Annotated in this window: 20 protein-coding genes and 2 pseudogenes; 7 read left to right on the top strand and 15 right to left on the bottom strand. The window is 68.9% G+C overall.

Annotation, left to right across the window (positions count from 1 at the left end):
• Positions 1-19: 19 nt before the first annotated feature.
• Positions 20-811, bottom strand: a complete 792-nt coding sequence (locus ACT2FV_RS05340) for an AraC family transcriptional regulator (protein WP_059599290.1) — start codon at positions 809-811, stop codon at positions 20-22.
• 95 nt (positions 812-906) lie between these two features.
• On the opposite strand from ACT2FV_RS05340, the gene ACT2FV_RS05335 reads away from it, so the two are divergent.
• Positions 907-1,158, top strand: a complete 252-nt coding sequence (locus ACT2FV_RS05335) for a hypothetical protein (RefSeq protein ID WP_175815199.1) — start codon at positions 907-909, stop codon at positions 1,156-1,158.
• Between the two features lie 97 nt (positions 1,159-1,255).
• Positions 1,256-1,390 (top strand): annotated as a pseudogene (locus tag ACT2FV_RS05330) (quinone oxidoreductase family protein); the annotation flags it as partial.
• A 75-nt stretch (positions 1,391-1,465) separates the two neighbouring features.
• On the opposite strand, the gene ACT2FV_RS05325 reads toward ACT2FV_RS05330, so the two are convergent.
• The 4 genes from ACT2FV_RS05325 to ACT2FV_RS05310 all read right to left on the bottom strand — a co-directional run bounded on the left by ACT2FV_RS05325 (position 1,466) and on the right by ACT2FV_RS05310 (position 6,719).
• Complete coding sequence (locus tag ACT2FV_RS05325; protein WP_444503384.1) at positions 1,466-2,539, bottom strand: porin; 1,074 nt, start codon at positions 2,537-2,539, stop codon at positions 1,466-1,468.
• Positions 2,540-2,677: 138 nt separating this feature from the next.
• A complete protein-coding gene (locus tag ACT2FV_RS05320) occupies positions 2,678-3,745 on the bottom strand; it encodes an ABC transporter ATP-binding protein (protein WP_444503383.1) in 1,068 nt (355 codons plus the stop codon).
• The gene (locus ACT2FV_RS05315) at positions 3,738-5,510 is read right to left on the bottom strand and encodes an ABC transporter permease (protein ID WP_059679647.1); all 1,773 of its coding nucleotides are present in this window, start codon (positions 5,508-5,510) and stop codon (positions 3,738-3,740) included. Before ACT2FV_RS05315 ends, ACT2FV_RS05320 begins: the two co-directional genes overlap by 8 nt.
• 108 nt (positions 5,511-5,618) lie before the next feature.
• A complete protein-coding gene (locus tag ACT2FV_RS05310; RefSeq protein WP_444503382.1) occupies positions 5,619-6,719 on the bottom strand; it encodes an ABC transporter substrate-binding protein in 1,101 nt (366 codons plus the stop codon).
• Between the two features lie 125 nt (positions 6,720-6,844).
• On the opposite strand from ACT2FV_RS05310, the gene ACT2FV_RS05305 reads away from it, so the two are divergent.
• Both ACT2FV_RS05305 and ACT2FV_RS05300 read left to right on the top strand, forming a co-directional pair.
• Positions 6,845-7,519, top strand: a complete 675-nt coding sequence (locus ACT2FV_RS05305) for a response regulator (RefSeq protein WP_059599296.1) — start codon at positions 6,845-6,847, stop codon at positions 7,517-7,519.
• A 127-nt stretch (positions 7,520-7,646) separates the two neighbouring features.
• Positions 7,647-9,044 (top strand): sensor histidine kinase N-terminal domain-containing protein, encoded by a 1,398-nt coding sequence (locus ACT2FV_RS05300; RefSeq protein WP_444503898.1) that lies wholly within the window; start codon positions 7,647-7,649, stop codon positions 9,042-9,044.
• A gap of 88 nt (positions 9,045-9,132) precedes the next feature.
• On the opposite strand, the gene ACT2FV_RS05295 is transcribed toward ACT2FV_RS05300, so the two are convergent.
• The 8 genes from ACT2FV_RS05295 to ACT2FV_RS05260 form a co-directional block, all read right to left on the bottom strand.
• On the bottom strand, positions 9,133-9,999 hold the full coding sequence (locus ACT2FV_RS05295; RefSeq protein WP_444503381.1) for an MOSC domain-containing protein: 867 nt from the start codon (positions 9,997-9,999) through the stop codon (positions 9,133-9,135).
• 97 nt (positions 10,000-10,096) lie between these two features.
• A complete protein-coding gene (locus ACT2FV_RS05290) occupies positions 10,097-11,056 on the bottom strand; it encodes an ABC transporter substrate-binding protein (RefSeq protein ID WP_124900716.1) in 960 nt (319 codons plus the stop codon).
• Between the two features lie 38 nt (positions 11,057-11,094).
• On the bottom strand, positions 11,095-12,276 hold the full coding sequence (locus ACT2FV_RS05285; RefSeq protein WP_174920109.1) for a c-type cytochrome: 1,182 nt from the start codon (positions 12,274-12,276) through the stop codon (positions 11,095-11,097).
• A gap of 50 nt (positions 12,277-12,326) precedes the next feature.
• Positions 12,327-13,151, bottom strand: coding sequence for an ABC transporter ATP-binding protein (locus ACT2FV_RS05280; RefSeq protein ID WP_444503380.1), 825 nt, complete (start codon positions 13,149-13,151; stop codon positions 12,327-12,329).
• On the bottom strand, positions 13,145-14,239 hold the full coding sequence (locus ACT2FV_RS05275) for an ABC transporter permease (RefSeq protein ID WP_444503379.1): 1,095 nt from the start codon (positions 14,237-14,239) through the stop codon (positions 13,145-13,147). The genes ACT2FV_RS05280 and ACT2FV_RS05275 overlap by 7 nt, the downstream gene beginning before the upstream one ends.
• A gap of 4 nt (positions 14,240-14,243) precedes the next feature.
• Positions 14,244-15,278: an ABC transporter substrate-binding protein gene (locus ACT2FV_RS05270; RefSeq protein WP_059679641.1), complete on the bottom strand. Its 1,035-nt coding sequence runs from the start codon at positions 15,276-15,278 to the stop codon at positions 14,244-14,246.
• A 36-nt stretch (positions 15,279-15,314) separates the two neighbouring features.
• Positions 15,315-16,160 (bottom strand): class II aldolase/adducin family protein, encoded by an 846-nt coding sequence (locus tag ACT2FV_RS05265; RefSeq protein ID WP_151051937.1) that lies wholly within the window; start codon positions 16,158-16,160, stop codon positions 15,315-15,317.
• 20 nt (positions 16,161-16,180) lie between these two features.
• The gene (locus ACT2FV_RS05260; protein ID WP_444503378.1) at positions 16,181-17,266 is read right to left on the bottom strand and encodes an LLM class flavin-dependent oxidoreductase; all 1,086 of its coding nucleotides are present in this window, start codon (positions 17,264-17,266) and stop codon (positions 16,181-16,183) included.
• A gap of 441 nt (positions 17,267-17,707) precedes the next feature.
• Here ACT2FV_RS05260 and ACT2FV_RS05255 point away from each other — a divergent pair, with 441 nt between their 5' ends.
• On the top strand, positions 17,708-19,039 hold the full coding sequence (locus ACT2FV_RS05255) for an acyl-CoA dehydrogenase family protein (protein WP_444503377.1): 1,332 nt from the start codon (positions 17,708-17,710) through the stop codon (positions 19,037-19,039).
• Between the two features lie 67 nt (positions 19,040-19,106).
• On the opposite strand, the pseudogene ACT2FV_RS05250 reads toward ACT2FV_RS05255, so the two are convergent.
• A pseudogene (locus tag ACT2FV_RS05250) lies at positions 19,107-20,086 on the bottom strand (LysR family transcriptional regulator).
• A 17-nt stretch (positions 20,087-20,103) separates the two neighbouring features.
• On the opposite strand from ACT2FV_RS05250, the gene ACT2FV_RS05245 reads away from it, so the two are divergent.
• Positions 20,104-20,670, top strand: a complete 567-nt coding sequence (locus ACT2FV_RS05245) for a cysteine dioxygenase family protein (RefSeq protein ID WP_151051929.1) — start codon at positions 20,104-20,106, stop codon at positions 20,668-20,670.
• Positions 20,671-20,779: 109 nt separating this feature from the next.
• A complete protein-coding gene (locus tag ACT2FV_RS05240) occupies positions 20,780-22,405 on the top strand; it encodes a rhodanese-related sulfurtransferase (RefSeq protein ID WP_444503376.1) in 1,626 nt (541 codons plus the stop codon).
• A 92-nt stretch (positions 22,406-22,497) separates the two neighbouring features.
• Here ACT2FV_RS05240 and ACT2FV_RS05235 read toward each other — a convergent pair whose 3' ends face one another.
• Positions 22,498-23,643, bottom strand: a complete 1,146-nt coding sequence (locus ACT2FV_RS05235) for a glycerophosphodiester phosphodiesterase (protein ID WP_444503375.1) — start codon at positions 23,641-23,643, stop codon at positions 22,498-22,500.
• Positions 23,644-23,994 lie beyond the last annotated feature (351 nt).

Here is a 23,994-nt window from a genome sequence, read left to right as displayed (position 1 = left end):
CATTTGCCAAGGGCCGCGCTCATTCGTCTCCGCGTCGCCCTGTTTCCATATACCTCCCCGGCGTCGTCCCCAACGCACGCTTGAACATGTCGATGAACGCGCTCACATTGTCGTACCCGAGATCGAGCGCGATCGTCGTCACCGGCACGCCGTCGGCAATGCTCTCCAGCGCCCGCAGCAGCCTGGCCTGCTGACGCCACCGGGCGAACGTGAGCCCCGTCTCCGCGACGAAGCGACGGCTCATCGTCCGCGCGCTGATCCCGGCCCATTCGGCCCATTCCTCGAGCCGCCGGTTGTCCGCGAGATCCGCGGCAAGCGCATCGGTGATCCTCATCAGCTGCGGATCCCGCGGCCGCACCAGCCCCAGCGCCTCGACCTCCGACGACGCGATTTCATCGAGGATCACATCGGCGATCCGCGTCTGCGCGGCATCCAGGTCCGCATTCCCCCAACTCGCCGCGCGCTGCACGGCTTCGCGCAGCAGCGGCGTCGTGCGGATCGCGCGCGGGGTGTCCGGCAGTACCGCGCAGCGCGCTTCGGCGACGAACGCCGACCAGCCGGCAATCGGCCCGAACGAACGCAACGAATGCCGGCAGTGCGGCGGAATCCAGATCGCGTGGATCGCCGGCACGACCCAGTCCTGATCGTCGAGGCCGATCGTCAGCAGCCCGCTCAGCGCGCCGACGAGTTGCCCGCGCGCATGCGAGTGGGATGGCGTCACGCGCGGGTCGCGTTGCGACATGACGGCAGCGACGACGAACGGGCCGTCGTCGGACGTGACGAATCGGGCGGGCAGGAGTGGATCGGACATGGCCGGATATCGGTATCGAATGGCCGTTATACCGGAGATCGGCCGGATTCGCACGCCTACACTGCGACCATCGATGACAACCGGAGTACGACACGATGCGAGCCGAACAGATGCTTCCCGACCATGCCGACCGGATCGAGGCCGACGGAACGACGATCCGCAAGGGCACGGTTGGTGCGTTCCTGGTCAACGCGCGGGTGCTGACCGACCCGAACGCCGCGCCCGCCGACCGGGCGCGCGCGGAAGTCGACACGATCGATGCATTGCCCGCCTTACGCGCGCTTGGCCTGTTCGACGTGCTGGAAGTTCGCGATCCGGCGCTGCGCGCGTGGCTGGACGCACGCTGACGCGCACTGGAACCGTCGATCGAGATCCCCCGATTGAAGGAGCCACCGTGAAAGCAGCAGTCGTAACGGGCGCCGGCGAGCGCCCCGTCATTGCTCGGCGCGGGCGCTCGAGCCACATTTCCGCACAGGCGCGGATGTCGTGCTCGACTGTCTGTGGGGGAGCAGCGCGCAGGCGCTGCTGGTTGCCGCGGCGAAAGCGACGCCCGATGACCGCCGGCTGCGTTTCGTGCAACAACCAGGGGCGGGGCGGCCAGTCGAGGCCCGGCGACGCGGCGCGCAACGTCTGCGCCGCCGCCCGCCGTCAGACTCAGAACCGCTGCTGAATCCCCGCCGTCACGCCGACCTGCGTCGTGCCGTAGCCCGCGAAATCGCGCGAAACGCCGACCTTTTGGTCATGCTTCGCGATCGCAAACGCGCCTGCCGCGTACAGCACCGTGCGCTTCGACAGCGCGTAATTCGCGCGCACCGACACCAACGTCGGATCTGCATCGGTGCCGCCCTTGACGTTCTGGTGATAGACAGCGGCGATCAGCGAGAACGTCGGTGTGAACTGGTACGACCCGCCGACCCAGTACGTGTCGCTCAACTGGTTCGCCGCAGTGGTGCGAAACGTGCGCTTGTAGTTGCGATAGCCGGCCATCGTTTTCAGGTTGCCGAAGTCGTAGCTCAGGCCCGCGTGGATGCCCTGGATGTAGTTGACGGTATCGGCCGGCGTGACGCTGTCGGCCGCGCCGTTCTGCCGGTCGAACGTCAGCACTGCCGCGAACGGGCCGGTCTCGTAGCCGAGCGCGAAGTCGTATTTCGAGCTGGTCTTCACGCTGCCCGGCACGTTGCCGAAGCCGTACATCGCGCCGAACTTCACGCCGCTGAATTCACCGTCGTAGCGCACCGCGTTCGACGAGCGCGTGAACATGCCGTCCTTGCGGCCACCCGTCGCCATCGACGACGTCGCCCACGAGTAGTTCTGCGCGTAACCCATCGGGTCGAACGGCAGCATGTAGTCGTACGTGACGGTGTAGTTGCGGCCGAGCGTCAGCTCGCCCCATTTTCCTTTCAGGCCGACCGTCGCGCGGCGTGCGAAGATCGAGTCGGGGCCGTCGTCGAACGCCCCGTTCGCGAGATCGATGCCGCTTTCGAGGCGGAACACGGCTTTCAGCCCGCCGCCGAGATCCTCGACGCCGCGCAGGCCCCAGCGCGACGTATTCTTGTTGCCCGACTTCAGCTTGACGGAACTGCCGCCTTCCGGTGCCGCATGGTTCGTGTATTCGATGCCGGCATCCATGATCCCGTACATCGTGACCGACGACTGCGCGTGCACGGCCGGCGCGGCGATGCAGGCCGCGGCGGCTGAGCTGGTGAGGAGTGCTGCACGAAATTTCATTGACGGTGTCTCCTGGTTTATTGTGGGTTGGGTGAAACGGGTGTGATGCGGTCGCGGCCAACGCCGGAAAGCGTTCGCCGGGCCAGCCGGTCATTGCCTTGCTCGACGTGCGCGACGGCGCGCAGGCCGCCGCGCGGGTCAGCCCGCTTTCGCGAACGCCCAGCAGTCGTTGGTCGGGAATTCGATCCAGTGCTTGCCGGCCGCGCGCGGCACGTGGCCGAACGCGCGCAGGCGCATTTCGCCGCAATGGAACAGGTATTCCCAGCGATCGCCGAGATACATCGACGTGACGAGATCGGCCTGCAGCCGGTTCGCGCCCGGGCCGTCGGCGACCTGCACGCGTTCGAGGCGGATCACGGCCTGCACGTCCTGGCCCGGTGCGAACGCGCCGCGGGCCAGCGCCTGCAGTTCCCAGCCGTCGCCGGCGAGCGTCACGCGTTCGCCGTCGACGGCGGCGACGCGTGCGTCGATGCGGTTGTTGCTGCCCATGAACTCGGCCGTGTACAGCGAGCGCGGCGCGCCGTACAGCTCGGCCGGCGTGCCTTCCTGTTCGATGCGGCCGTTGCGCAGCAGCAGGATGCGGTCCGACATCGCCATCGCCTCGGTCTGGTCGTGGGTCACGCAAAGCGCCGACAGCCCGAGCGACACGATCAGCTCGCGCAGCCATGCACGCGCTTCCTCGCGCAGCTTAGCGTCGAGGTTCGACAGCGGCTCGTCGAGCAGAATCACCGGCGGGTTGTAGACGAGCGCGCGTGCGATCGCGACGCGCTGCTGCTGGCCGCCCGACAGCTGATGCGGAAAGCGTTCCGCGAGATGGCCGAGCCCGAGCTGGTCGAGCGCGGTCTGCACGCGGCGCTTCTGTTCGGCCGGCGCGACGCGCCGCAGCTTGAGCCCGTAGCCGACGTTCTCGGCCACGGTGCGGTGCGGCCACAGCGCGTACGACTGGAACACGAGGCCGAGCGAACGCTGTTCGACCGGCAGATCGACGCGCTGCGCGCCGTCGAAGAACACGCGGTCGTCGAGCTGGATGCGGCCGTCGGACGGCTGTTCGAGGCCGGCCACCGCGCGCAGCAGCGTGGTCTTGCCGCTGCCCGATGCGCCGAGCAGGCACACGACTTCGCCAGCCTTCAGTTCGAACGACACGCCCTTGAGGATCGGGTTGGCGCCGTAGCTGAGATGCAGGTCGTCGACGATGAGCTTATCCATGAAGTTTCACTCCGAAGCGCAGGGCCACGCCGAGACCGGCGCCGACCATCGCGATGTTGATGACAGAGAGCGCGGCAACCTGGTCGACGGCGCCGGTCGCCCATAGCGACACGAGCAGCGCGCCGATCACTTCGGTGCCGGGCGACAGCAGGTAGACGGCGGTCGAGTATTCGCGCTCGAAGATCATGAAGATCAGGAGCCACGCGGCGAGCAGGCCGAAACGCACGAGCGGCAGCGTCACGTCGAGCGACACGCGGCTGCGCGTCGCGCCGACGCTGCGGCCGGCTTCCTCGAGCTCGGGGCCGACCTGCAGCAGCGCGCTTTGAATGAGCCGCATCCCGTACGCGAGCCACACGACCGTGTACGCAATCCAGATGCTCCACATCGAGTTCTTCAGCTCGCGCAGGCCCGGGACGAACAGGAAGATCCACAGGAACGCGAGACCGGCGAGCAGGCCGGGCACCGCACGCGGCAGCAACACGAGGTAGTCGAGCAGCTTGGTCGCCCAGTCGGGGCGGCGATGGCCGGCGAACGCGACGAGCGAGTAGAAGCCGATCGCGAGCGCGCCGCCGATCACGCCGATGCCGAGCGTGTTGATGATCGCGCGCACGAGGTTGTCCTGCTCGAACAGCTCGATGAAGTTCGACAGCGTCAGCACTTCGGCGAGCGCGACGCCTTCGCCCCAGTTGGTCACGAATGCGCGCAACACGATGCCGGAGATCGGTACGATCACCGTCAGCATCAGCCACAGCGCGACGATCGCGAGCGCGACCCAGCGCCATACGCCGAGCGGCAGCACCGTCGCGCGGCCGGCCTTGCCCTTCACGGTGACGAAACGGTTCGCGGTCTTCAGCAGGCGGCGCTGCAGCAGCACGAGCGGGAACGTGATCGCGACGATGCACACCGCAACCGCGGCCATCAGGTGATATGACGGCACGCCGAGCTTGTTGGTCAGCTTGTACAGGTAGGTCGCGAGCACGAGGTGGCCTTCTGGATCGCCGAGCACGAGCGGCAGCCCGAACACCTCGAAGCCGAGGAAAAACACGAGCACGCCGGCGAACAGCAGTGCGGGCATCGTCATCGGCAGGCTCACGTCGAGCGCGACGCGGAACGGGCGGGCACCCGTCACGCGCGCGGCTTCCTCGACGTCCGAGCCGAGGTTGCGCAGCGCGGCCGACGAGTACAGGTACACGTGCGGAACGTGCGTGAGGCCGACGATCACCGTGATCGCGAAGATCGAGTAGACGTTCCAGGGTACGTTCTGCACCCCGAACAGTTCCTTGAACCACACCGAGTAGAAGCCGACCGGGCCGGCGGCGACCACGTAGCCGAACGCGAGCACCATCGGCGACACGAACACGGGCGTGAGCAGCAGCGGTTCGAGCCAGCGGCGGCCGGGCAGGTCGGTGCGCACCATCAGGAACGCGAGAATGCCGCCGAGCGGGATCGAGATGAACAGCATCCCGCCGGCGATGATGAACGAGTTCTTTACGGCCGACCAGAAGTCCGGGTCGGTGAAGATGAAGCGGAAGCCTTCGATGCCGAGCGTCTTGTTCGCATCGAAGAACGGCGCGGACAACAGGCTCTGGAACAGGATGAAGCCGAGCGGCAGTGCGACCGCGACGGTGAGCACCGCGACGACGATCCAGCGCAGCATGCCGGCGAGCGGCTGCAGGCTGTTGGCCGGCAGCGCGGGGATCGCGCCGCCTGGGCCGGTGGTGGGCGGAACGGCCGGCGCCGTTGCCCGTGTGCTGGTTGAAAGCATGAGTTCGCCCCTGCGGCCATCCGGATGGCCGCCTCTAGGAAGTCGGTAAGGGGAAGGGGGCGCCCGCGCGATGCGCCGCGGGCGGCCCGTGGTCAGCTGCTCAGCCGATCAACGCTTGATCGCCTGCTGCCATTGCTTCAGGAACGCAAGCCGCTTCGACTGGTCGAGATAGACGAGCAGGCCGGTGCCGATCTGGATCGGCTTCAGCGAATCGCCGAGTTCCTTCGTGAGGCTCGCGGCCGACGTTTCGCCGGTCACGTCCGCACGGATCGCGTACAGGTTCGCCTGATTCGCGATCAGCGTCTGGCCGCGCTGCGACAGCAGGTAGTCGACCCACAGCTTCGCGGCGTTCGGGTTCTTCGCCTTCTTCGAGATCGTGGCCAGGCGGCTCACGACTTGTGTGTAGTCCTTCGGAAACACGTAGCCGATCGACTTGTCCTTCTTCGCCTTCGCGTACGCATACGAGCCGATGATGTTGTAGCCGATCAGGTTCTCTCCGGACGAAATGCGCTCCATCATCGCGCCGGTGCTCGACTGCAGCTTCGGGCCGGTCGCGCCGATCGCCTTCACGAGCTCCCACGTGACCTTCTCGTTCACGTGCGCGTCCTGCGTCAGGTAGTTGAAGCCGACGCCCGACTTTTCGATGTCGTAGGTCGTGACCTTGCCCTTGAACTTGTCGGCCTGCGTGGTGAGCAGCTTGATCAGGTCGGCGCGCGTCTTCGGCACCTCGTTCTCGGGGATCAGGCGCTTGTTGTAGACGATCGCGAGCGGCTCGAACGTCGTGCCGTACGCCTGCTTCTGGTATTGCGCCCATTGCGGCAGGTTCGCGCTTTCGGGCGAATCGTACGACGCCATCAGGCCGTCGTTGACGAGCTTGACCTGCAGGTCCATCGCCGAGCTCCACAGCACGTCGGCACTCGTGCTGCTCGCCGCGTTCTCGCTGATGTAGCGGTTGTACAGCTCGGTGCTGTTCATGTCGTTGTATTCGACCTTCACGCCGTACAGGCTTTCGAAGTCCTTGATCAGCGGGCGCACGAGGCCCGTGTCAGTCGTCGAGTAGACGATCAGCTTGCCTTCCTTCTTCGCGGCGTCGACGACGCCTTGGTAGTTACCCGGATACCCGGCCGGGACCTGCGCGACAACGGCGCCGGCGGCGGTGCCCAGGACGATCGCCAGCGCGGCGGTGAGCTGCTTCGGTGCAAACGGCATGTCTTCCTCCAGTGATGCGTGTGTGTTGTTCGAGTGACGCGGATGTTAATTGCGAGGCACTTTCAGCCTGCTTTCATTTCGGTTCACAATAGCGTCCTTTGTGTCATGGATTTCCCGAGGTCCCCATGCGTGTGCTGCTCGTAGAAGACAACCCGAACTTGGCGCAGTCGCTGAACGACGCGCTGAGCGCCGCGCGCTTCGCGGTCGATCACATGGCGGACGGGGAGGCGGCGGATCACGTGCTGCGCACGCAGGACTACGCGCTGGTGATCCTCGATCTCGGGCTGCCGAAGCTCGACGGGCTCGAGGTGCTGCGGCGGTTGCGCGCGCGCCGCAATCCCGTGCCGGTGCTGATCCTGACCGCGCACGGCTCGGTCGAGGACCGCGTGAAGGGGCTCGATCTCGGGGCCGACGACTATCTCGCGAAGCCGTTCGAACTGACCGAGCTGGAGGCGCGTGCCCGCGCGCTGATCCGGCGCAGCCTCGGCCACGAGCATTCGCGGGTCGCATGCGGGCCGCTTTCGTATGACAGTATCGACCGCAGCTTCCACCTCGCCGGCGAAGCGCTGCCGCTCACGCCGCGCGAGCGCTCGGTGCTGGAGGTGCTGATCCTGCGCAACGGTCGCGCGATCAACAAGGAGACGCTGTCGGAGAAAATCTTCGGGCTCGACGAGTCGGTCAACGCGGACGCGATCGAGATCTACGTGTACCGGCTGCGCAAGAAGCTGGAAAACACCGGCGTCGCGATCGTCACGCTGCGGGGGCTCGGGTATCTGCTCGAAGCGAAGGCCGCCGGATGAACCCATCCCACGCTCGCTGGCTTTGCACGGGACCGGAGTGCGCGCTGAAGCGCAATGCCGGATCGACACTTCCGCTGCCTTCCGAGGGGGCGCATGCCGTGCCTGGGGCGGCCCGGCGGGAGACATGATGATCCGCCGACCGAACCTGCGCACGCAAGTCGCGCTGTGGCTGCTGCTGCCGCTGCTCGGGCTGCTCGCGCTCGACTCGTGGCTCACGTACCAGCGCGCGATGAGCGCCGCGCACGTCGCGTTCGACCGCACGCTGTCGTCGTCGCTGAAGTCGATCCGCGAAGGCGTGCGGCTCAACGACGGTGAGATCGAGGTCGACCTGCCGTATCTCGCGCTCGAGATGTTCGAGTCGGGCGACGGCGGCAAGATCTACTACCTGATCCGCGAGGACAACGGGCACACGATCACCGGCTATCCGGACCTGCCGCTGCCGCCGGGTGACGGCGCGCTGTTCGTCACGCGCTACTACAACGTCGTCTATCGCGGCGAGCAGCTGCGCATGGCCGCGTTGCGCGTGCCGGTGCACGACGTGCCGACCGCGCAGACGCGCATCGTGTGGGTGATGGTCGGCGAAACGATCGAGGGACGCCAGGCGCTCGCGCGCGAAATCCTGATGGGCTCGCTGCTGCAGGAAGGACTGCTTGTCGTGCTCGCGCTCGGGATCGTGTGGCTCGGCGTCGGGCGCGGGCTGCGGCCATTGAACCGGTTGTCCGCGAAGGTCGCCGCGCGTACCGACGGCGATCCGACGCCGCTCGACACCGGCGGCATGCCGAGCGAGCTCGCGCCGCTCGTCGAGTCGATCAACCAGTACATCGGCCGCACGCAGCAGATGCAGGTCGCGCGGCGGCGTTTCTTCGCGGACGCGGCCCATCAGCTGAAGACGCCGCTCGCGGCGGTGCAGGCCGGCGTCGAACTGGCATTGCGGCCGGACGAGCAGCCGCGCGTGAATGTGCACTTGCGGCGCGTGAACGGTGCGGTGCGGCAGGCCGCGAAGATCATCCAGCAGCTGCTGTCGCTGTCGCGGCTCGATTCGGACAGCGGCCTTGCGGTCGCCCACCAGCCGGTCGCGTTGCATCGGCTGGCGCGCAGCGTGACGCTCGACTGGTCCCCGGTGGCGCGGGCGCGCGACATCGATCTCGGCTTCGAGCACGAGGCCGACGTCGACGTGCACGGGCAACCGGATCTGCTCGGCGAAATGATCGGCAACCTGATCGACAACGCGATCCGTTATTCGGGCGACCGCGCGGTAATCACGGTGCGCGTGTCGCGCGACGGCGAGCATGCGCGGCTCGACGTGATCGACAACGGGCCGGGCATTCCGGCCGGTGAGCGCGACGCGGTGTTCGAGCGCTTCCATCGTGGCAGCAAGACGCAGACGGTCGAAGGCACCGGGCTCGGGTTGTCGATCGTGCGGGAAATCGCGCGCGTGCATCAGGGCAGCGTGACGCTCTCCGATGCGGCGGACGGCGGGCTGATCGTGACGGTGATGCTGCCGACGGTTCGGGCGGCGCAGTAGCAGTCGCGGCGATCGACGCAACCGAGGTGAATGGCGGCGGAGGGCGGCGACGGAAACGATATGCCGTCCGCCGCTTCGACCGATCCGCTCAGTCGCCGAACCCGATCTCCGCTTCGAGCGACTGCCCGACTTCGAGCCACGCGCCCGCGCCTTCGACGACGATTGCGTTGATGCCGAATGTCAGCGCGTCGTCGTAGTTCGGATGCGCGCGATAGGTCTGCATCGTGTCGGTCGGCTCGTGCGGCCATGCCGGATCCGGCGCGCCGGTCACCTGGTCGATCGTCGGCATCGGGCAGCGCGTGCACAGCTTCACGAGGCGCAATCGCACGCGCGTCGCGCCTTCCGCGTCGAGATGCTCGACGAAATCCTCTTCGTACGCATCGAGATCCGTCACGACGATGTTCGGGCGGAAGCGGTTCATCGGAATCGCCGGCGCGCCTTTCGCGACGAGCTTCGCGTTCAGGTCGTCGAGCGACGACTGGCCGATCACGAGCAGCGGGTAGCCGTCCGCGAACTGCGTGTGCGTATCGATGTCGCCGGTCCATTTGCGGTTGCAGCCACGGCGCGACTCGGCACCGAAGCGCGCGAGCTTCAACGGCATGCCGAGGAATTCGGTGAGCCACGCGGCCGTCGCGGCGCCCGTGTCGATCGCGTCGACGGTGTCGCGCCAGACGGTCGCGGCCATCTTCGGCGTGGCGGGTGTTGCATCGCCGTCGAGCGGCGTACGGATCTCGGGCATGCCCGGCGCATTCAGCACCAGCGCATCGTGCTCGAGCGCGGTGCGGATCAGCGCGAGGCGCGGGTGCGTGCGCTGCGTGATCATCATCCCGTCCGGGGTGGTGATCAGCCAGTGGCGGTCGTACGCGAGGCCCGTTTCGAGCAGCTGTGCGCGCGACAGCGCGATGCCGGCGCAGGATTTGATCGGATAGACGAAGAGTTCGGAGATGGCTGGCATGACGCTGGCTGACGAAGGCGGGATGGTCGAATCGCGATTGTGCCAGATCATGCGAAAGCCGTTTGGGCGGTTGCAGGCCGCCGCGCCGCGCGGCCGGTCACGCCAGCGGAAAGCCGAGGTCGAAGGTCGTGCGCACGTCGAGCGGCTGGCGCAGCAGCCCGGCCTTCAGGTAGAAGTCGGCCGTGCGTTGTTGCCCGGCGATCACCGTCGCGTCGATCGGCAGCCACCGCGTGTTGCGGCGCTCGAACTGCAGCTTCGCGGCAGCCGGCGGGATGCCGACGATGCGCGCGAGCGTCGCGGAATACGCGTCGACGTGCCGGTACGACCAGGCCTGCGCGCGCACGACGCGTTGCAGGAAGTCGCGCAGCACGTCGCGCTTCGACGCGATCGCCGCGTCGGTCGCCGCGACGTAGCTGAGGCCCGACCACAGGCCGCGGCCGTTGACGAGCACGCGTGCGCGGCCGCTCGTTTCGGCGAGCGCGGTATAGGGTTCCCACGTCGCCCACGCGTCGATCGAACCGGTTGCGAGCGCAAGCATCGTGTCGGCCGGCGGCAGAAAGCGGAACGATACGGCATCGGGCGGCAGGGCTGCGGCTTCGAGCGCCTTCAGCGTGACGAAATGGCCGATCGAGCCGCGCGTGGTGCCAATGCGCTTGCCTTTCAGGTCGGCGGCGTCCTTCAGCGTCGCATCGGGCCGCACGAGCAAGGCGGTGCCGTACGGGTCGGACCGGTTCGCGCCGATCACCTTGATGCGCGCACCCGATGCGAGCGCGAAGATCACCGGCGCGTCGCCGATCGGTCCGCAGTCGACGGCCGCCGCGTTCAGCGCTTCGGCCAGTGGCGCGGCGGCCGGGAATTCGGTCCATGCGATGTCGTAAGCGAGGCCGTTCAGTTCGCCGGCCGCTTCGAGCAGCGCGCGCAGCCCGCCCTTTTGGTCGCCGGCACGCAGCAGCGGTCGCGTGCCCGATTGCGCGTGCAATGCGGTCGGAGCCACGCCGACGGTGGCGGCGGCGAGGGCGCTCGCTTGCGCGAGGAAGTGGCGTCGGGTCGGATTCATCGTGAAGTTCGGTCGATTGGAGGAAACGGTTCAGAGATTCAATGCGCAAGCCCGGCCTGCACGTCGCGCACCGGTTCAGCGTCCACACGCAGCAGCAGCGCGGTCAGCGGATCGACGTTCGCGGGGGCGGCGGAAGGCCGTGCGGTCGCATCCGAGCGGCACAACAAATCATCGGCCGACCAGCCCGCGCTGCCAGGCAACGCGCGCGCCCGTAGCCAGCCGCGCCGGTCGGCAAGCAGTTGCGTGCCGCCGAACGTCTCGGGCGACACGCCAGCGATCGTCGCGAACGCTTGCCATGCGCCGGGCGTCGACGCGACGCAGTTCGCGCGCGAGCCGGTGGCCGGTGGCGCGGGCGTGTCGTCGGCGGTGACGAGCAGCGTCTGCCAGCGCGGATCCTCCGTCGGCGGCGCGCTGCCCGGCGCGAGCGCAACGATGCGCACGCGCTGGCCTTCGCGCCAGCGCTCGAGCGGCTGCGGCGCGGCGCCGCCGCAACGCACGTCGAGCGTAGGCAGCGGAACGGGCACGGGCCACGCACCTTCCGCCTGCGCGCCGCTGCCGGCCGACAGCGCCTTCAGGTAAGCGAGCACGGCCCACGTGTCGCCGGGGCCGAGCGTCGCGGCAAAGCCCGGCATCGACGACGCGCCGCGCGCGTCGTGCGTACCGTGCCGCACGCGCCAGTACAGTTCGCCTTCGAGCCGGCGGGCGAGCAGCGCGCCCGCGAAGGTCGGCGGCCAATGCGCGAGCGTTGCCGCGAGCGGTCCTTCGCCGCGGCCGTCCGCGCCGTGACACGCCGCGCAATGCCGCGCATACAGGTGCGCACCGCGCATCACGTTGGCGACGGAAAGCGGCGCGGGGTTGCGCTGGAAACTGGTCGGCACCGCGGGCGCGAGCCACAGCGACGCCGGTGGCCACGGCGCGAACCACGCGACCGCCAATGCGGCGATTGCCGACGCCGCTCGCCACTTGCGCGAAACGAGCGCGATGCAGACCAGCGCTACGGCGAGCGCGGTTGCCGCGCAGGCGAACGCAAGCTGTCGCGTGAGCCCGGCATCGATGCGCAGCGTTTCAAGGGCGATCCGATGCGCCCAGGGCCACGCAGCCTGTCCGTCGGCGTCCCCGGTCAGGCCGGCCGCATGCAGTGCCCGGGCGAACGCGATCTGCGCGCGATACAGCAGTTGCAGGAACAGGAGCGCCCAGTCGGCGAACGGCGGTGCATTCATCGGCGCGGCCTTTGCCGTGCGCGGGCCATCCCGCTGGAGGCACCCGGCATCTACCAGCTCGAATCGAGTCCGAGATGCCGCAGCGCTTCGTGGCGCAGTCCGGCGAGACGCGGGTCGCCGCGATGGCGCGGATAGGGCAGGTCGACACGCAGTTCCGCGACGATCCGCGCGGGACGCGGCCCGAACACGATCACGCGTTGCGCGAGAAACAGCGCTTCCTCGACATCGTGCGTGACGAGCAGCGCGGAGAACCCGTCGCGCTGCCACAGCGCGGTCAACTCGGCCTGCATCGTCAACCGCGTCAGCGAATCGAGCTTGCCGAGCGGCTCGTCGAGGATCAGCAGGCGCGGATCGTTGACGAGCGCGCGGGCGAGCGCGACACGCTGCGCCATCCCGCCCGACAGCTGATGCGGAAACACGTTCGAGAATTCCTGAAGTCCGACGCGCGCGAGCGCATCGTCGACGCGATGCTGCGCGGTGCGCGCCACGCCACGCGCCTCGAGGCCGAGCGCGACGTTCGCGCGCACGCGGCGCCACGGGTAGAGCGTCGGATCCTGGAACACGACGATGCGCGACGGATCGGGCCTTTCGATCGGCACGCCGTCCTGCACGATTGCGCCTTGTCGAGCGGCGTCGAGGCCCGCGACGAGCCGCAGCAGCGTCGATTTTCCGCAGCCGCTCGGGCCGAGCAGCGCGACGAATTCGCCGGCCGCGACCGACAGCGTGACGTCGTCCAGCACCGGCAGCGGGCCGCCGGGGCCGTCAAACGCATGGCTCACGCGGCGGATGTCGATGCGCGCGCCGCGCGCCGTCGCGGCACCGGGCGTGACGGGTGCCGTGGAGACGGACGATTCGAGAGCGGCGGCGCTCACCATTTGACGGTTCCTTTCTGCCATGCGAGCACACGGTCGCGCACCGCGAACAGCAGCGCGATCAGCCCGGAAAACAGCAGCGCCATCACGATCAGCGCCGCATACATGTTCACGTACGATGCCCAGCCCTGCGCCCAGCTCAGGTACCAGCCGAGCCCCGACTTGACGCCCATCATCTCGGCGACGACGAGCACCGTGAACGATGCGCTCAGCCCCATGAAGATGCCGACGAACACATGCGGCAGCGCGGCGGGAATCGCGACGCGCAGCACCAGGAAGCGCGCGTTCGCGCCGAGCGTGCGCGCGACGTCGTAGTACTGCCGGTTCACGCTCGCGACCCCCGACCACGTCAGCACCGCGACCGGGAAGCCGGTCGACAGCGCGATCAGGAACGCAGCGGCCGAATAGCTCGTCGGGAAGAAGTAGAACGTGAGCGGCAGCAGCGCGGTGGCCGGCACCGGGCCGAGCACGCGCAGCACCGGATGCACCCAGTAGCCGATGCGGCGCGACCAGCCGATCGATACGCCGACCGCGAACCCGACCGCGACGCCGTACGCGAACCCGAGCGAAAGCAGCTTCAGCGTATTGGCGGCGCTGCCGGCGAGCCGCGGCCAGTCGTCGACGTAGACCTCGATCAAGGCCTGCGGCGGCGCGAAGAACGGCGTCGGCAGCCAGCCGGTCTTGGCCGTGACGATTTCCCACGCGGCAAGCACGAGCGGCAGTGCGACGAGCCACGGGCCGGCCGGGCGCACGCGTGCAAGCCGCAGGCGCGTGGCCGGCACGCGATGGCCAAGCGTCGCGGCGACCAGCAGCAGCGCGGCGATCGCCCACGCGGCGATGCCGAACGTGTCGGTGTATGCCCAGTCGGTGAAACCGACGACGCGGTTCGGCCACACGTAAGTCACCGCGCCGAGCGCGGCCCACGCGAGCGCCGCGACGATGCCGGTCGGCCAGGTACGCGCGCGGCGGGCTTCGGCCGCGAGCGTCGCGTCGCAGGCCGTGCATGCTGCGCGGGACGTGGCCATTGCGGTGGCGGTGCCGCTCGTTGCGGATGCCGTTCGCGCGGCGGACGCGTGTTCGATCGTCGACATCGCGTCACCCCAGCACGTTCGCATAGACCTGCTGCGCGAAGCGCTGCGGGTCGGTGCTCTTCTTCAGCACGCTGATCCGGCGGAAATCGTCCGCGTAGAACGCGATTTCCTGCTGCAGGTCGACGTTGGTCGGGTGGTGCGTGTAGGTCAGCGTCGCGTACAGCTTGCGCAGGTCTTCGGGATTGATCTTCGGCGAATACTTCGCGAACGCCTTCGCGGCTTCATTCGGGTTGTCGTGCGTGTATTCGGTTGCCTGCACGATCGAGCGCGCGAGTGCGGCGGCCGCCGGCCGGTCGTTGCGCACGAGGTCGCCGCGCGCGCCGATCACGCAGCACACCTTGCGCGCGTATTCGCCGGACAGGTTCGTCGCGAGTTCCGTATACGCGCCGTTGCTGCGCTTCTCGAGGAGATAGAGATTCGGGTCGCCGTCGGCGATCGCCTGGATCTCGCCCTTGTCGACCGCGACGCCGAGCAGATCGGCCGGATACTGCCGCCACGTGATGTCGCGTTCGGGATCGATGCCGTTCTTCGCGAGCAGGATCGAGAAGAAGTGCTTGCCGGGCGCCGCGAGATCGCTGACGCCGACCGTCTTGCCCTTCAGCGCCTGCAGCGTCGTCACGCCGGCCGTCTTCGCGCCGAGCAGCCGCACGCAGCCGCCGTGCGAGCTGCCGATGATCTTCACGTCGAAGCCGGCTTCGAGCGGTTTCAGCCAGCGGTGGATCATCCCGACCGCCGCGTCGGCCTTGCCGGTCGCGATCGATTCGAGCAACTGATCGGTCGATCCGCTGTAATTGATCAGCTCGACCTTCAGTCCGTTCTTCTCGAAGAAGCCGTTCTCCTGCGCGACGACGATCGGCGTCAGGCAGAACGCGTTCTGGTTCCACGCGAACGTGAGCTTCTTCAGCGGCGGCGCGGACCATGCGTTGCGGCCCAGCGTGATCGCCGGCGCGGCGAGCGCGGCGGCGCCGGCCGCGCGCAGCAGCCGGCGGCGCTTGTCGTCATGGGCGCCGGTCGGCGCGGGGGCGGTGGTATCGGTCATCGTGTGGTCTCCGGTTCCGGTCGTGCGCAAGGGCGTTCAGTCGAGCAGGTCGGGTTCGTCGGCGACGACGCCTGCGAACAGGCTGTCGAACGCGTGCAATGCGCCGTCGGGGCCACCGATCTGGCCGTGCGTGTGTCGCGCGGTCGCGTGATCGATCGGTTGCGGCGCGCCGGCCGCTTCGGCCAGCAACTGCGTGTGCGCGGCGTTGTCGAGCGCGATGTACCACCACGCGGCGGCCTCGACCGTCGGGCCGGCCGTCAGGATGCCGTGGTTCTTCAGGATCACGCCCTTGTGCGTGGTGCCGTCGGGCTTCGCGAGCGCGCCCGCGATCCGTGCGCCTTCGCTCGTGTCGACGACCATGCCCGTGAAGTCGTCGAACAGCGCGTGATCCTCGTAGAACACGCACGCGTCCTGCGTCAGTGGATCGAGCGGGCGGCCGAGCGTCGACCATGCCTTGCCGTAGGTCGAATGCGTGTGCGCGGCGGCGACGATGTGCGGATGCGCGTCGTGAATCGCCGCGTGGATCGCGAACGCGGCCTTGTTCAGCGGCCGGTTGCCGATCGCGGTTTCGCCGCGTGCGTTGACGAGCAGCAGGTCCGATACCTTGATCCGCGAGAAATGCACGCCGAGCGGATTCACCCAGAAGTGGTCGGGCAGTTCGGGGTCGCGCGCGGTGATGTGGCCGGCGAGGCCCGACGCGAAGCCGAAGCGCGCGAACAGGCGGAACGCGGCCGCGAGCCGCTCCTGCCGGTGGCGACGCTCGGCGGCGACGTCGACGCGCGGCGCGGGCGGGTCGAACCAGAAATGCTGGCGCGGCGTGTCGGCGAGGACGAGGCCCGACGCGGTGCGTGCGGGCGATGACGAAGCCAGGACGGCGGACATGGTCGGCGTCTCCCTTTGGGTCAGGCCGCGCGGCGTGCCGCGTCGCGTGCCGCGACGGCGCTGCGCACGCGCGGAATCAGTTCGCGACCGTAGTCGATCGCGTCTTCGAGCGGATCGAAGCCGCGGATCAGGAACGTCGTCACGCCGAGGTCGTAGTAGTCGAGCAGCGCGTCGGCGACCGGTTCGGGCGTGCCGACCAGCGCGGTCGAATTCGAGCGTGCGCCGGTGAGCTTCGCGATCTCGGTCCACAGCCGCTTGTCGACGCGCGAGCCGCGTTCGGCCGCGGCAAGCAGGCGCCGCGCGCCTTCGCTTTGCTGCGGGCCGCCGGTGCCGAGGCCGGCCGCTTCGCGCACGCGGCGCGTTTCGTCGAGGATCCGGTGCGCGCGCGCCCATGCTTCGTCTTCGGTCGCCGCGAGGATCGGCCGGAACGACACGGAGAAGCGCACCTGCCGGCCGTGCTTCGCGGCTTCGGCGCGCACGCGGATCGTCAGGTCGCGCACCTGGTCGAGCGATTCGCCCCACAGCGCATAGACGTCCGCGTGCTTGCCGGCGACTTCCAGCGCCGCTTCCGAGGCGCCGCCGAAGTAGATCGGCACGTGCGGCTGCTGAAACGGCTTCACTTCCGAAAAGCCCTGCGTGAAGCGGTAGTGCGCGCCGTCGTGATCGAACGGCTGCGTTTCAGTCCAGATGCGGCGCAGGATGCCGAGATATTCGTCGGTGCGTGCGTAGCGTGCGTCGTGGTCGAGGAAGTCGCCGTCGCGCTGCTGCTCGCTGTCCGAGCCGCCGGAGATGAAGTGCACGGCGAGCCGGCCGCGGCTGAACTGATCGAGCGTCGCGATCTGCCGCGCGGCGAGCGTCGGCGCGGTGAAGCCCGGCCGATGCGCGAGCATGAAGTGGATGCGCTCGGTCGCGGCGGCGGCGAACGCGATCGTCAGCGTCGCGGACGGGCCGGTCGAGTGGTGCGGGACGAGGATCCGGTCGAAGCCGGCCGTTTCATGTGCGCGGGCGAAGTCGCGCACGTAATCGGGGTCGACGGCGGGGCCGGCGGGCGGATGGATTTCCGACTGCTTCTGGCTCTGGATCATGCCGATGAATTCGACGCTCATCTGGGTCTCCGATGCAAGGACGGCCCCACGCGGCCAGCAACGGTTGGCGGGGGCGGGAATGGAGCGCAGATTACCGCCGGGATCATGCGGAATGGAAATAATCAATCCCGAATTGAATATCAGATTTGCATGGTTTGGCCGCGTGTGCATTGCGCATACGCTGTGGGCTCGCGATTGTGTTGAAAGGGGGCGGGGCGTGCCGGGCAGGGCTGTTGCGCCGAGCAGGAACCGGATCCGCATGCGGTCCGGGATGTGCGGTCCGGTTCGAATGCCGATGCGTGCGCAGGCATGCGCGGCAAACGTCCGCGAACCGGCAGGCGAGTGCGCAACCGCAACCGATCGCCGGCGGCTTCACGCGCCGCCGCGCCGTCCGCCAATCGATCTCCGCCATTGCCGCCGTTGCGTTACCCCGCTATCCAGTCACCGAGGGAACCCGTACCGATGTCCGCCAGACTTGCTGCTTCCTCGCCGCTACCGCCGCAGTCGTCGCTGCGCCATCTGCCTGCCGACGATGCGCGCGTCGCGGCGCTGCTCGAGCGTCTTGCTCCCGAACTCGCCGCGGACGCCGCCCGCAACGACGTCGACGGCCGCTTCCCGCACGAGAACTTCGCGCGGCTGCATCGCGCCGGGCTGATCGCGCAGGTCGTGCCGCGCGAGCATGGCGGCGCGGGCGCGACGCTGGCGCAGGCGAGCCGGATCGTGGCCGCCGTCGCGCGCGCCGATCCCGCGACTGCGCTGGTGCTGACGATGACGTATCTGCAGCATCGCGCGCTCGGCCGCGCGGACAACCGCTGGCCCGCGCACGTGCGGCGTGCGGTGTTCGACAGTGCTGTGGCTGAAGGCGCGCTGATCAACGCGTTGCGCGTCGAACCGGCGCTCGGTTCGCCGTCGCGCGGCGGCCTGCCCGAAACGATTGCGCGTCGCGACGGCGACGGCTGGCGGCTGTCCGGCCACAAGCTGTACAGCACCGGCATTCCGGCGCTGCGCTGGCTCGCCGTATGGGCACGCACCGACGAACCCGAGCCGCGTGTCGGCGTATTCCTCGTGCCGCGCGAGCGCGATGTGGAGGACGACGCAGGCATCCGCGTGATCGAAAGCTGGAACCACCTGGGCCTGCGCGCATCGGGCAGCCACGAGGTCGTGTTCGACGACGTGCGGCTGCCAGCCGATCATGCGGTGGACGTGCGCGGGCCCGATGCGTGGGCCGTATCGGCCGCGAGCCATGCGGATATCGACGCGCAGGCTGACCAGCAGGCGTGGATGGTTGCGTTGCTCGGCAGCCTCTACGATGCGGTGGCGCGCGCATCACGCGACTGGCTGCTCGAGTTCGCGACGACGCGCGCGCCGAGCGGGCTCGGGGCACCGCTCGCGACGCTGCCGCGCATGCAGGAGGCCGTCGGCGAGATCGAAGGGTGGTTGCACACGAACCGCGTGCTGCTCGACGAGCACATCGCGCGCACCGATTCGGGCGACGCACCGACGGTGACGACGAGCGGCCTCGTCAAGCGAATCGTGACGGAGCAGGCGATCCGCACGGTCGAGCACGCGTTGAAGCTGTCGGGCAATCACGGGCTGAGCCGCCACAATCCGCTCGAACGTCATTATCGCGACGTGCTGTGCAGCCGCGTGCATACGCCGCAGGACGATACGATCGCGGTCGCCGCCGGGCGTGCTGCGCTCGACGCCGCGGCGCGAAGCGCAACCGAGAACGCCAGCGCGGAGGCTGGCGGGACGTCACGCGGCGCACCGGCTTCCGGTCGAAGCGATGCGTGAGCGGGGCCGCATGACGGCCGGCGCAAACGGGACAGCGCGGTGCCGGCGTCGCAGGCCTTGGTCAAGCTCAGGCGGCTTCGTCGTGCGCGGCGGCATCCGCGGGCAGTGCGAATGCCGCGCGCGCATGCGCGCCCACGGCCGCGAGCGGCGCCGCGAAGCGTGCGGCGTCCTGCCGGTGCAGCAGCCACAGATCGATCTGCGGCTTGAAATCGGCGAGCGGCACGATGTCGACCGCATCGCGCAGCGGGCTGCCTTCGACGAGCGGCATCGGCATCAGCCCGATGCCGATGCCGTTCGCGACGCTCTGCAATTGCAGGTCGCGACCATGGGTGTCGAGCGTGACGGGCATCGGCAGCCCCTGCGCGTCGAGCGCGCGGCGCAGGCCCGCGCGAAAGCCGCAGCCGTCGGGATTGAGCACCCAGCCGCGCGCATGGCAGTCGGCGAGCCGGTAGCTGCGGCGCGGCCAGTCGCCCTTGCGGCCGACCGCGACGAGCCGGGTGGCCAGCAGCCGTTCGCCCTCGACGTGCGGCGGCAGCACCATCTCGCGGGCCAGAAACACCAGCGCCGCATCGAGTTCGCGGCGCGCGACGCGCTCGACGAGCATGCCGCCCCAGGCGGTCGTGACCTGCGTGGCGAGCGACGGCCATTGCCCGGCGATCCGCGCGATCAGGCCGGGCAGCATCAGTTCGCCAAGCCCTTGCGTGAGGCCGACGCGGAATTTGCCGGCGGGCGGCCGCTGGCCGGCCGTCAGTTCGCGCAGCGCATCGACCTCGCGCAGGATCGCGCGGCACTGCGCGAACACCTGCAGCCCGATGTCGGTCGGGCGCGGCGGTTTCGTGTTGCGGTCGAGCAGCGTCGCGCCGAGCGCTTCCTCGAGATTCTGCACGCGCCGTGTGATCGCCGGCTGCGTCATCCCGAGTTCGGCCGCGGCCTGGCTCAGCGTCTGGCAGCGGACGACCGCTGCAAAAGCGTCGATATCGCTAATTTTCATGTTTGTTCTGCATGATCTTTCGGGTGATCATGACGATTCATCATATTCGGCATCATATTCGAGGAGGCAGCCGATGAGTACGCTTTCGTTGCATCAGACGCCGCTGCGTCCGTTCGTCGACGGCCTGGGCGCGCTGCTCGCGTCCGGCGCGAACGAGGCGCGCATTCTCGACGAGGGCGGCGCGCTGCTTGCCGCGCTCGTCGCGCACGACGACTGGCTGCCCGACGCGTTCGCGCAGCCCGATCCCGAGCGCTACCGCCAGTACCTGCTGCATCTCGATCCCGACGATCGGTTCTCCGTCGTCAGCTTCGTGTGGGGGCCTGGCCAGACGACGCCGATCCACAATCACACGGTGTGGGGGCTGATCGGCATGCTGCGCGGCGGCGAGTTTTCGCAGCCGTACCGGTTCGACGCGACCGGCAGGCCGGTGCCGTCGGGCGCTGCGGTGCAACTGCGGCCGGGCGACGTCGAGGCCGTGTCGCCGAGCATCGGCGACGTTCATCGCGTGACCAACGCGTTCGCCGACCAGGTATCGATCAGCATCCACGTGTACGGCGCGAACATCGGCAAGGTCGAGCGCGCGGTGTTCCTGGACGACGGCACCGTGAAGCCGTTCGTGTCCGGCTATTCGAACGTGTGACGCCGAAAGTCGCGGGCGTTCCGTTGCGAGCGCACGCCCGCGGCCTCGGGCTTCATCCGTTTTCCGTTTGCTTTTTTCACCGACTTCAACAGAATCCGACAGAGACATCGTGACGCAATCCGTTGAATCCACTTCCCGTTTCCCCGGCGCGTCGTACCAGGACGTACGCGCGCGCCTCCTGGCCCGCGACGAGCTCGCGCTGATCGACGTGCGCGAGGAAGATCCATACGCGCAGGGCCATCCGCTTTGGGCCGCCAACTTTCCGCTGTCGAAGCTCGAACTCGACGCGTGGACGCGCATTCCGCGCCGCGACACGCCGATCGTCGTGTTCGGCGAGGCCGGCGGCGAGGATCTCGCGCCGCGCGCGGCCGTGAAGCTCGCGCAGCTCGGCTATACCGACGTGCGGCTGCTCGACGGCGGTCTCGCGGGCTGGCTCGCCGCGGGCGGCGAGCTGTTCATCGACGTGAACGTGCCGAGCAAGTCGTTCGGCGAATGGGTCGAGGCCGAGCGCCATACGCCGTCGCTGTCCGCGCAGGAAGTGCAGGCGCTGATCGACGAAAAGGCCGACGTCGTGATCGTCGACGCGCGCCGCTTCGACGAATACCAGACGATGAACATCCCGACATCGACGAGCGTGCCGGGGGCGGAACTCGTGCTGCGCGTGCGCGCGCTCGCGCCGAACCCCGCAACCCGGGTCGTGGTGAACTGCGCGGGCCGCACGCGCAGCATCATCGGCACGCAATCGCTCGTGAACGCAGGGCTGCCGAACCCGGTCGCGGCACTGCGCAACGGCACGATCGGCTGGACGCTCGCGGGCCAGACGCTCGAGCACGGCGCCGCGCGACGCTTTCCCGACGACGTCGAACCCGCGCAGCGTGAGGAAGCCCGCCGCGCCGCGCGCGCGGTGGCCGAGCGCGCCGGCGTGCCGCGCATCGCGCTCGCGGACGTCGCGGCGCTCGACGAGCCGGGCCGCACGCTGTACCGCTTCGACGTGCGCACGCCGGAGGAATACGAGGCCGGCCATCTGCCAGGCTTCCTGGGCACGCCGGGTGGCCAGCTCGTGCAGGAGACCGACCATCACGCGCCCGTGCGCGGCGCGCGAATCGTGCTCGCAGACGACGACGGCGTGCGCGCGGACATGACCGCGTCGTGGCTCGCGCAGATGGGCTGGGACGTGCGCGTGATCGAGCCGGCCGGCACGGCGGCCTTCACCGAGCGCGGCCAGCCGCCGCGCGACGTGCCGGCGACGCCGCAGGTGACCGAGGTGTCGCCCGCGACGCTTGCGGGCTGGCTGAAGGAAGCGGCCGCGGGCGAGGTCGCGATCGTCGACGTGACGACCAGCGCGAACTACGTGAAGCGCCATATCCCCGGCGCGTGGTTCGTCGTGCGTGCGCAGTTGCGCGACGCGCTCGCCGCGATCCCGCCGGCGAAGCGCTATGTCTTCACGTGTGGTTCGAGCCTGCTCGCGCGGTTCGCGGCGGACGACGCGCGCGCGTTGCTGCCGGCTTCCGCGGCGATCACGGTGCTGACCGGCGGCACGGCCGCGTGGATCGACGCGGGGCTGCCGCTCGAGCACGGCGAGACGCATCTGGCGTCGCCGCGCGTCGACCGCTACCGGCGCCCGTATGAAGGCACGGACAACGCGGCCGCCGCGATGCAGGCGTATCTCGACTGGGAATACGGGCTGGTCGACCAGCTGAAGCGCGACGGCACGCACCACTTCCGCGTGATCTGACCGCGACGCGGCAACCGGCGTGCGGCACGACATGCGCCGCGCCCGGTTGCCGCGCGCTCAGCGGCGCATCGCATCCGGCGCGTTCAGTCCACTCAGCGCTTGAACGTGTCGACGGCCGTGCGGCCGACGGCCGGATCGTCGGTGAAGAAGCCGTCGATGCCCGCGCGCAGGTACGCCTGGATCTCGCGCACCGAGCCCGCGGTGTTGCGCGTGGCCGGCGTGCCGCCGTCCTTCAGCGACGCGGGCAGGAAGTTGTTCTCCGGACGGAACGTGTACGGATGCACGACGAGGCCGGCTTCGTGCGCGTAGCGCACGTACGGCGTCGGCTGCTGCAGCGTGCCATCGGCGGCGACCGCGATGATCGATGTCTTGTACGGGCCGACGCCGTTCGCATAGGACGCGATCTCGCGCATTCCGTCGCGCGTCGACAGGTCACCGTAGGTGCGCTTGTCGTTCGCCTTCACGAAGTCGTACGGACGCTGATCGGCTTCGTCCATCAACTGCACGAGCTTCCAGTTCGGCTGGCTCGTCTTGATCCGGTTGCGGATCGTCTTCAGGTTCGCCACTTCGAACGACTGGATGTAGACGGTCGCCGTGCGTGCCGTGTACGGATCCTTCAGCAGCGCATCGACGAGACGGTCCTCGAGCGGCAGGCCGATCGACTGGAAGTAAGTCGGGTGCTTGGTTTCCGGATACAGGTGGATCGTGCGGCCGGTCTGCGCGGCCATCTGTTTCGCGAGCGCGACGATCTCGTCGAAGGTCGGAATCTCGAACTGGTCGTTGTACGCGGTGTTCGCCGGGCGGACCTGCGGAATGCGCTCGCGGGCACGCAGCGTCTTCAATTCGGCGACCGTGAAGTCCTCGGTGAACCAGCCGGTCAGCTGCGCGCCGTCGATCGTCTTGGTCGCCTTGCGGCTCGCGAACTGCGGCAGGGTCGACACGTTCGTCGTGCCGGAGATTTCATTCTCGTGGCGCGCGACGAGTACGCCGTCGCGAGTCGAGACGAGATCGGGTTCGATCACATCCGCGCCGTCCTCGATCGCCTTGCGGTACGACGCGAGCGTGTGTTCGGGGCGCAGCGCGCTCGCGCCGCGATGACCGACCACCTGGACCTTCGCGGAGATCGGCTGCGTCGGATCGGATGCCGACACGTCGTCACCGCCGCAGGCGGCGAGCAGGAGGGCGGCGGCACAGGCGAGCGGGATGCAGCGCAGGGCGGTCGGGCGCGTGAAGAGCATGGTGGAGAACCTTCGAAACGGAAGTCGGTGAAAGGGCGGTCGTTCCGGCGGGTGCGGCCTGTCTCTGCGGGCCGCGCGGGATCGAACGGGACGCGATCGTCGCATCGGATAATTACATATGTATTACTCGTGCCTTTCTTTTTCGTTTCCGCTCAAAACGCACGGGATGGCCTGATAGCGCAACCGTGCGTGCGGCGCGATCCGGCCGTCGCCGGGAGCCGGCGCGCCGGATGCACTAAACTTGCGGGACTTTTGCATCGCCGCACCGGGCCGACGCCTGCTCGCGCGCGACGATGCGGCGACTCGCGGGCCGGCGCGGGCGCCCGGCGACAGCGTGCGTCCGGGGCCCGC

It is taken from the genome of Burkholderia sp. PR2, assembly GCF_052372875.1.
GTDB lineage: Bacteria > Pseudomonadota > Gammaproteobacteria > Burkholderiales > Burkholderiaceae > Burkholderia > Burkholderia diffusa.
The sequence above is the reverse complement of the archived record's forward strand: the minus strand, read 5'-3'. Positions and strand labels throughout refer to the sequence as shown.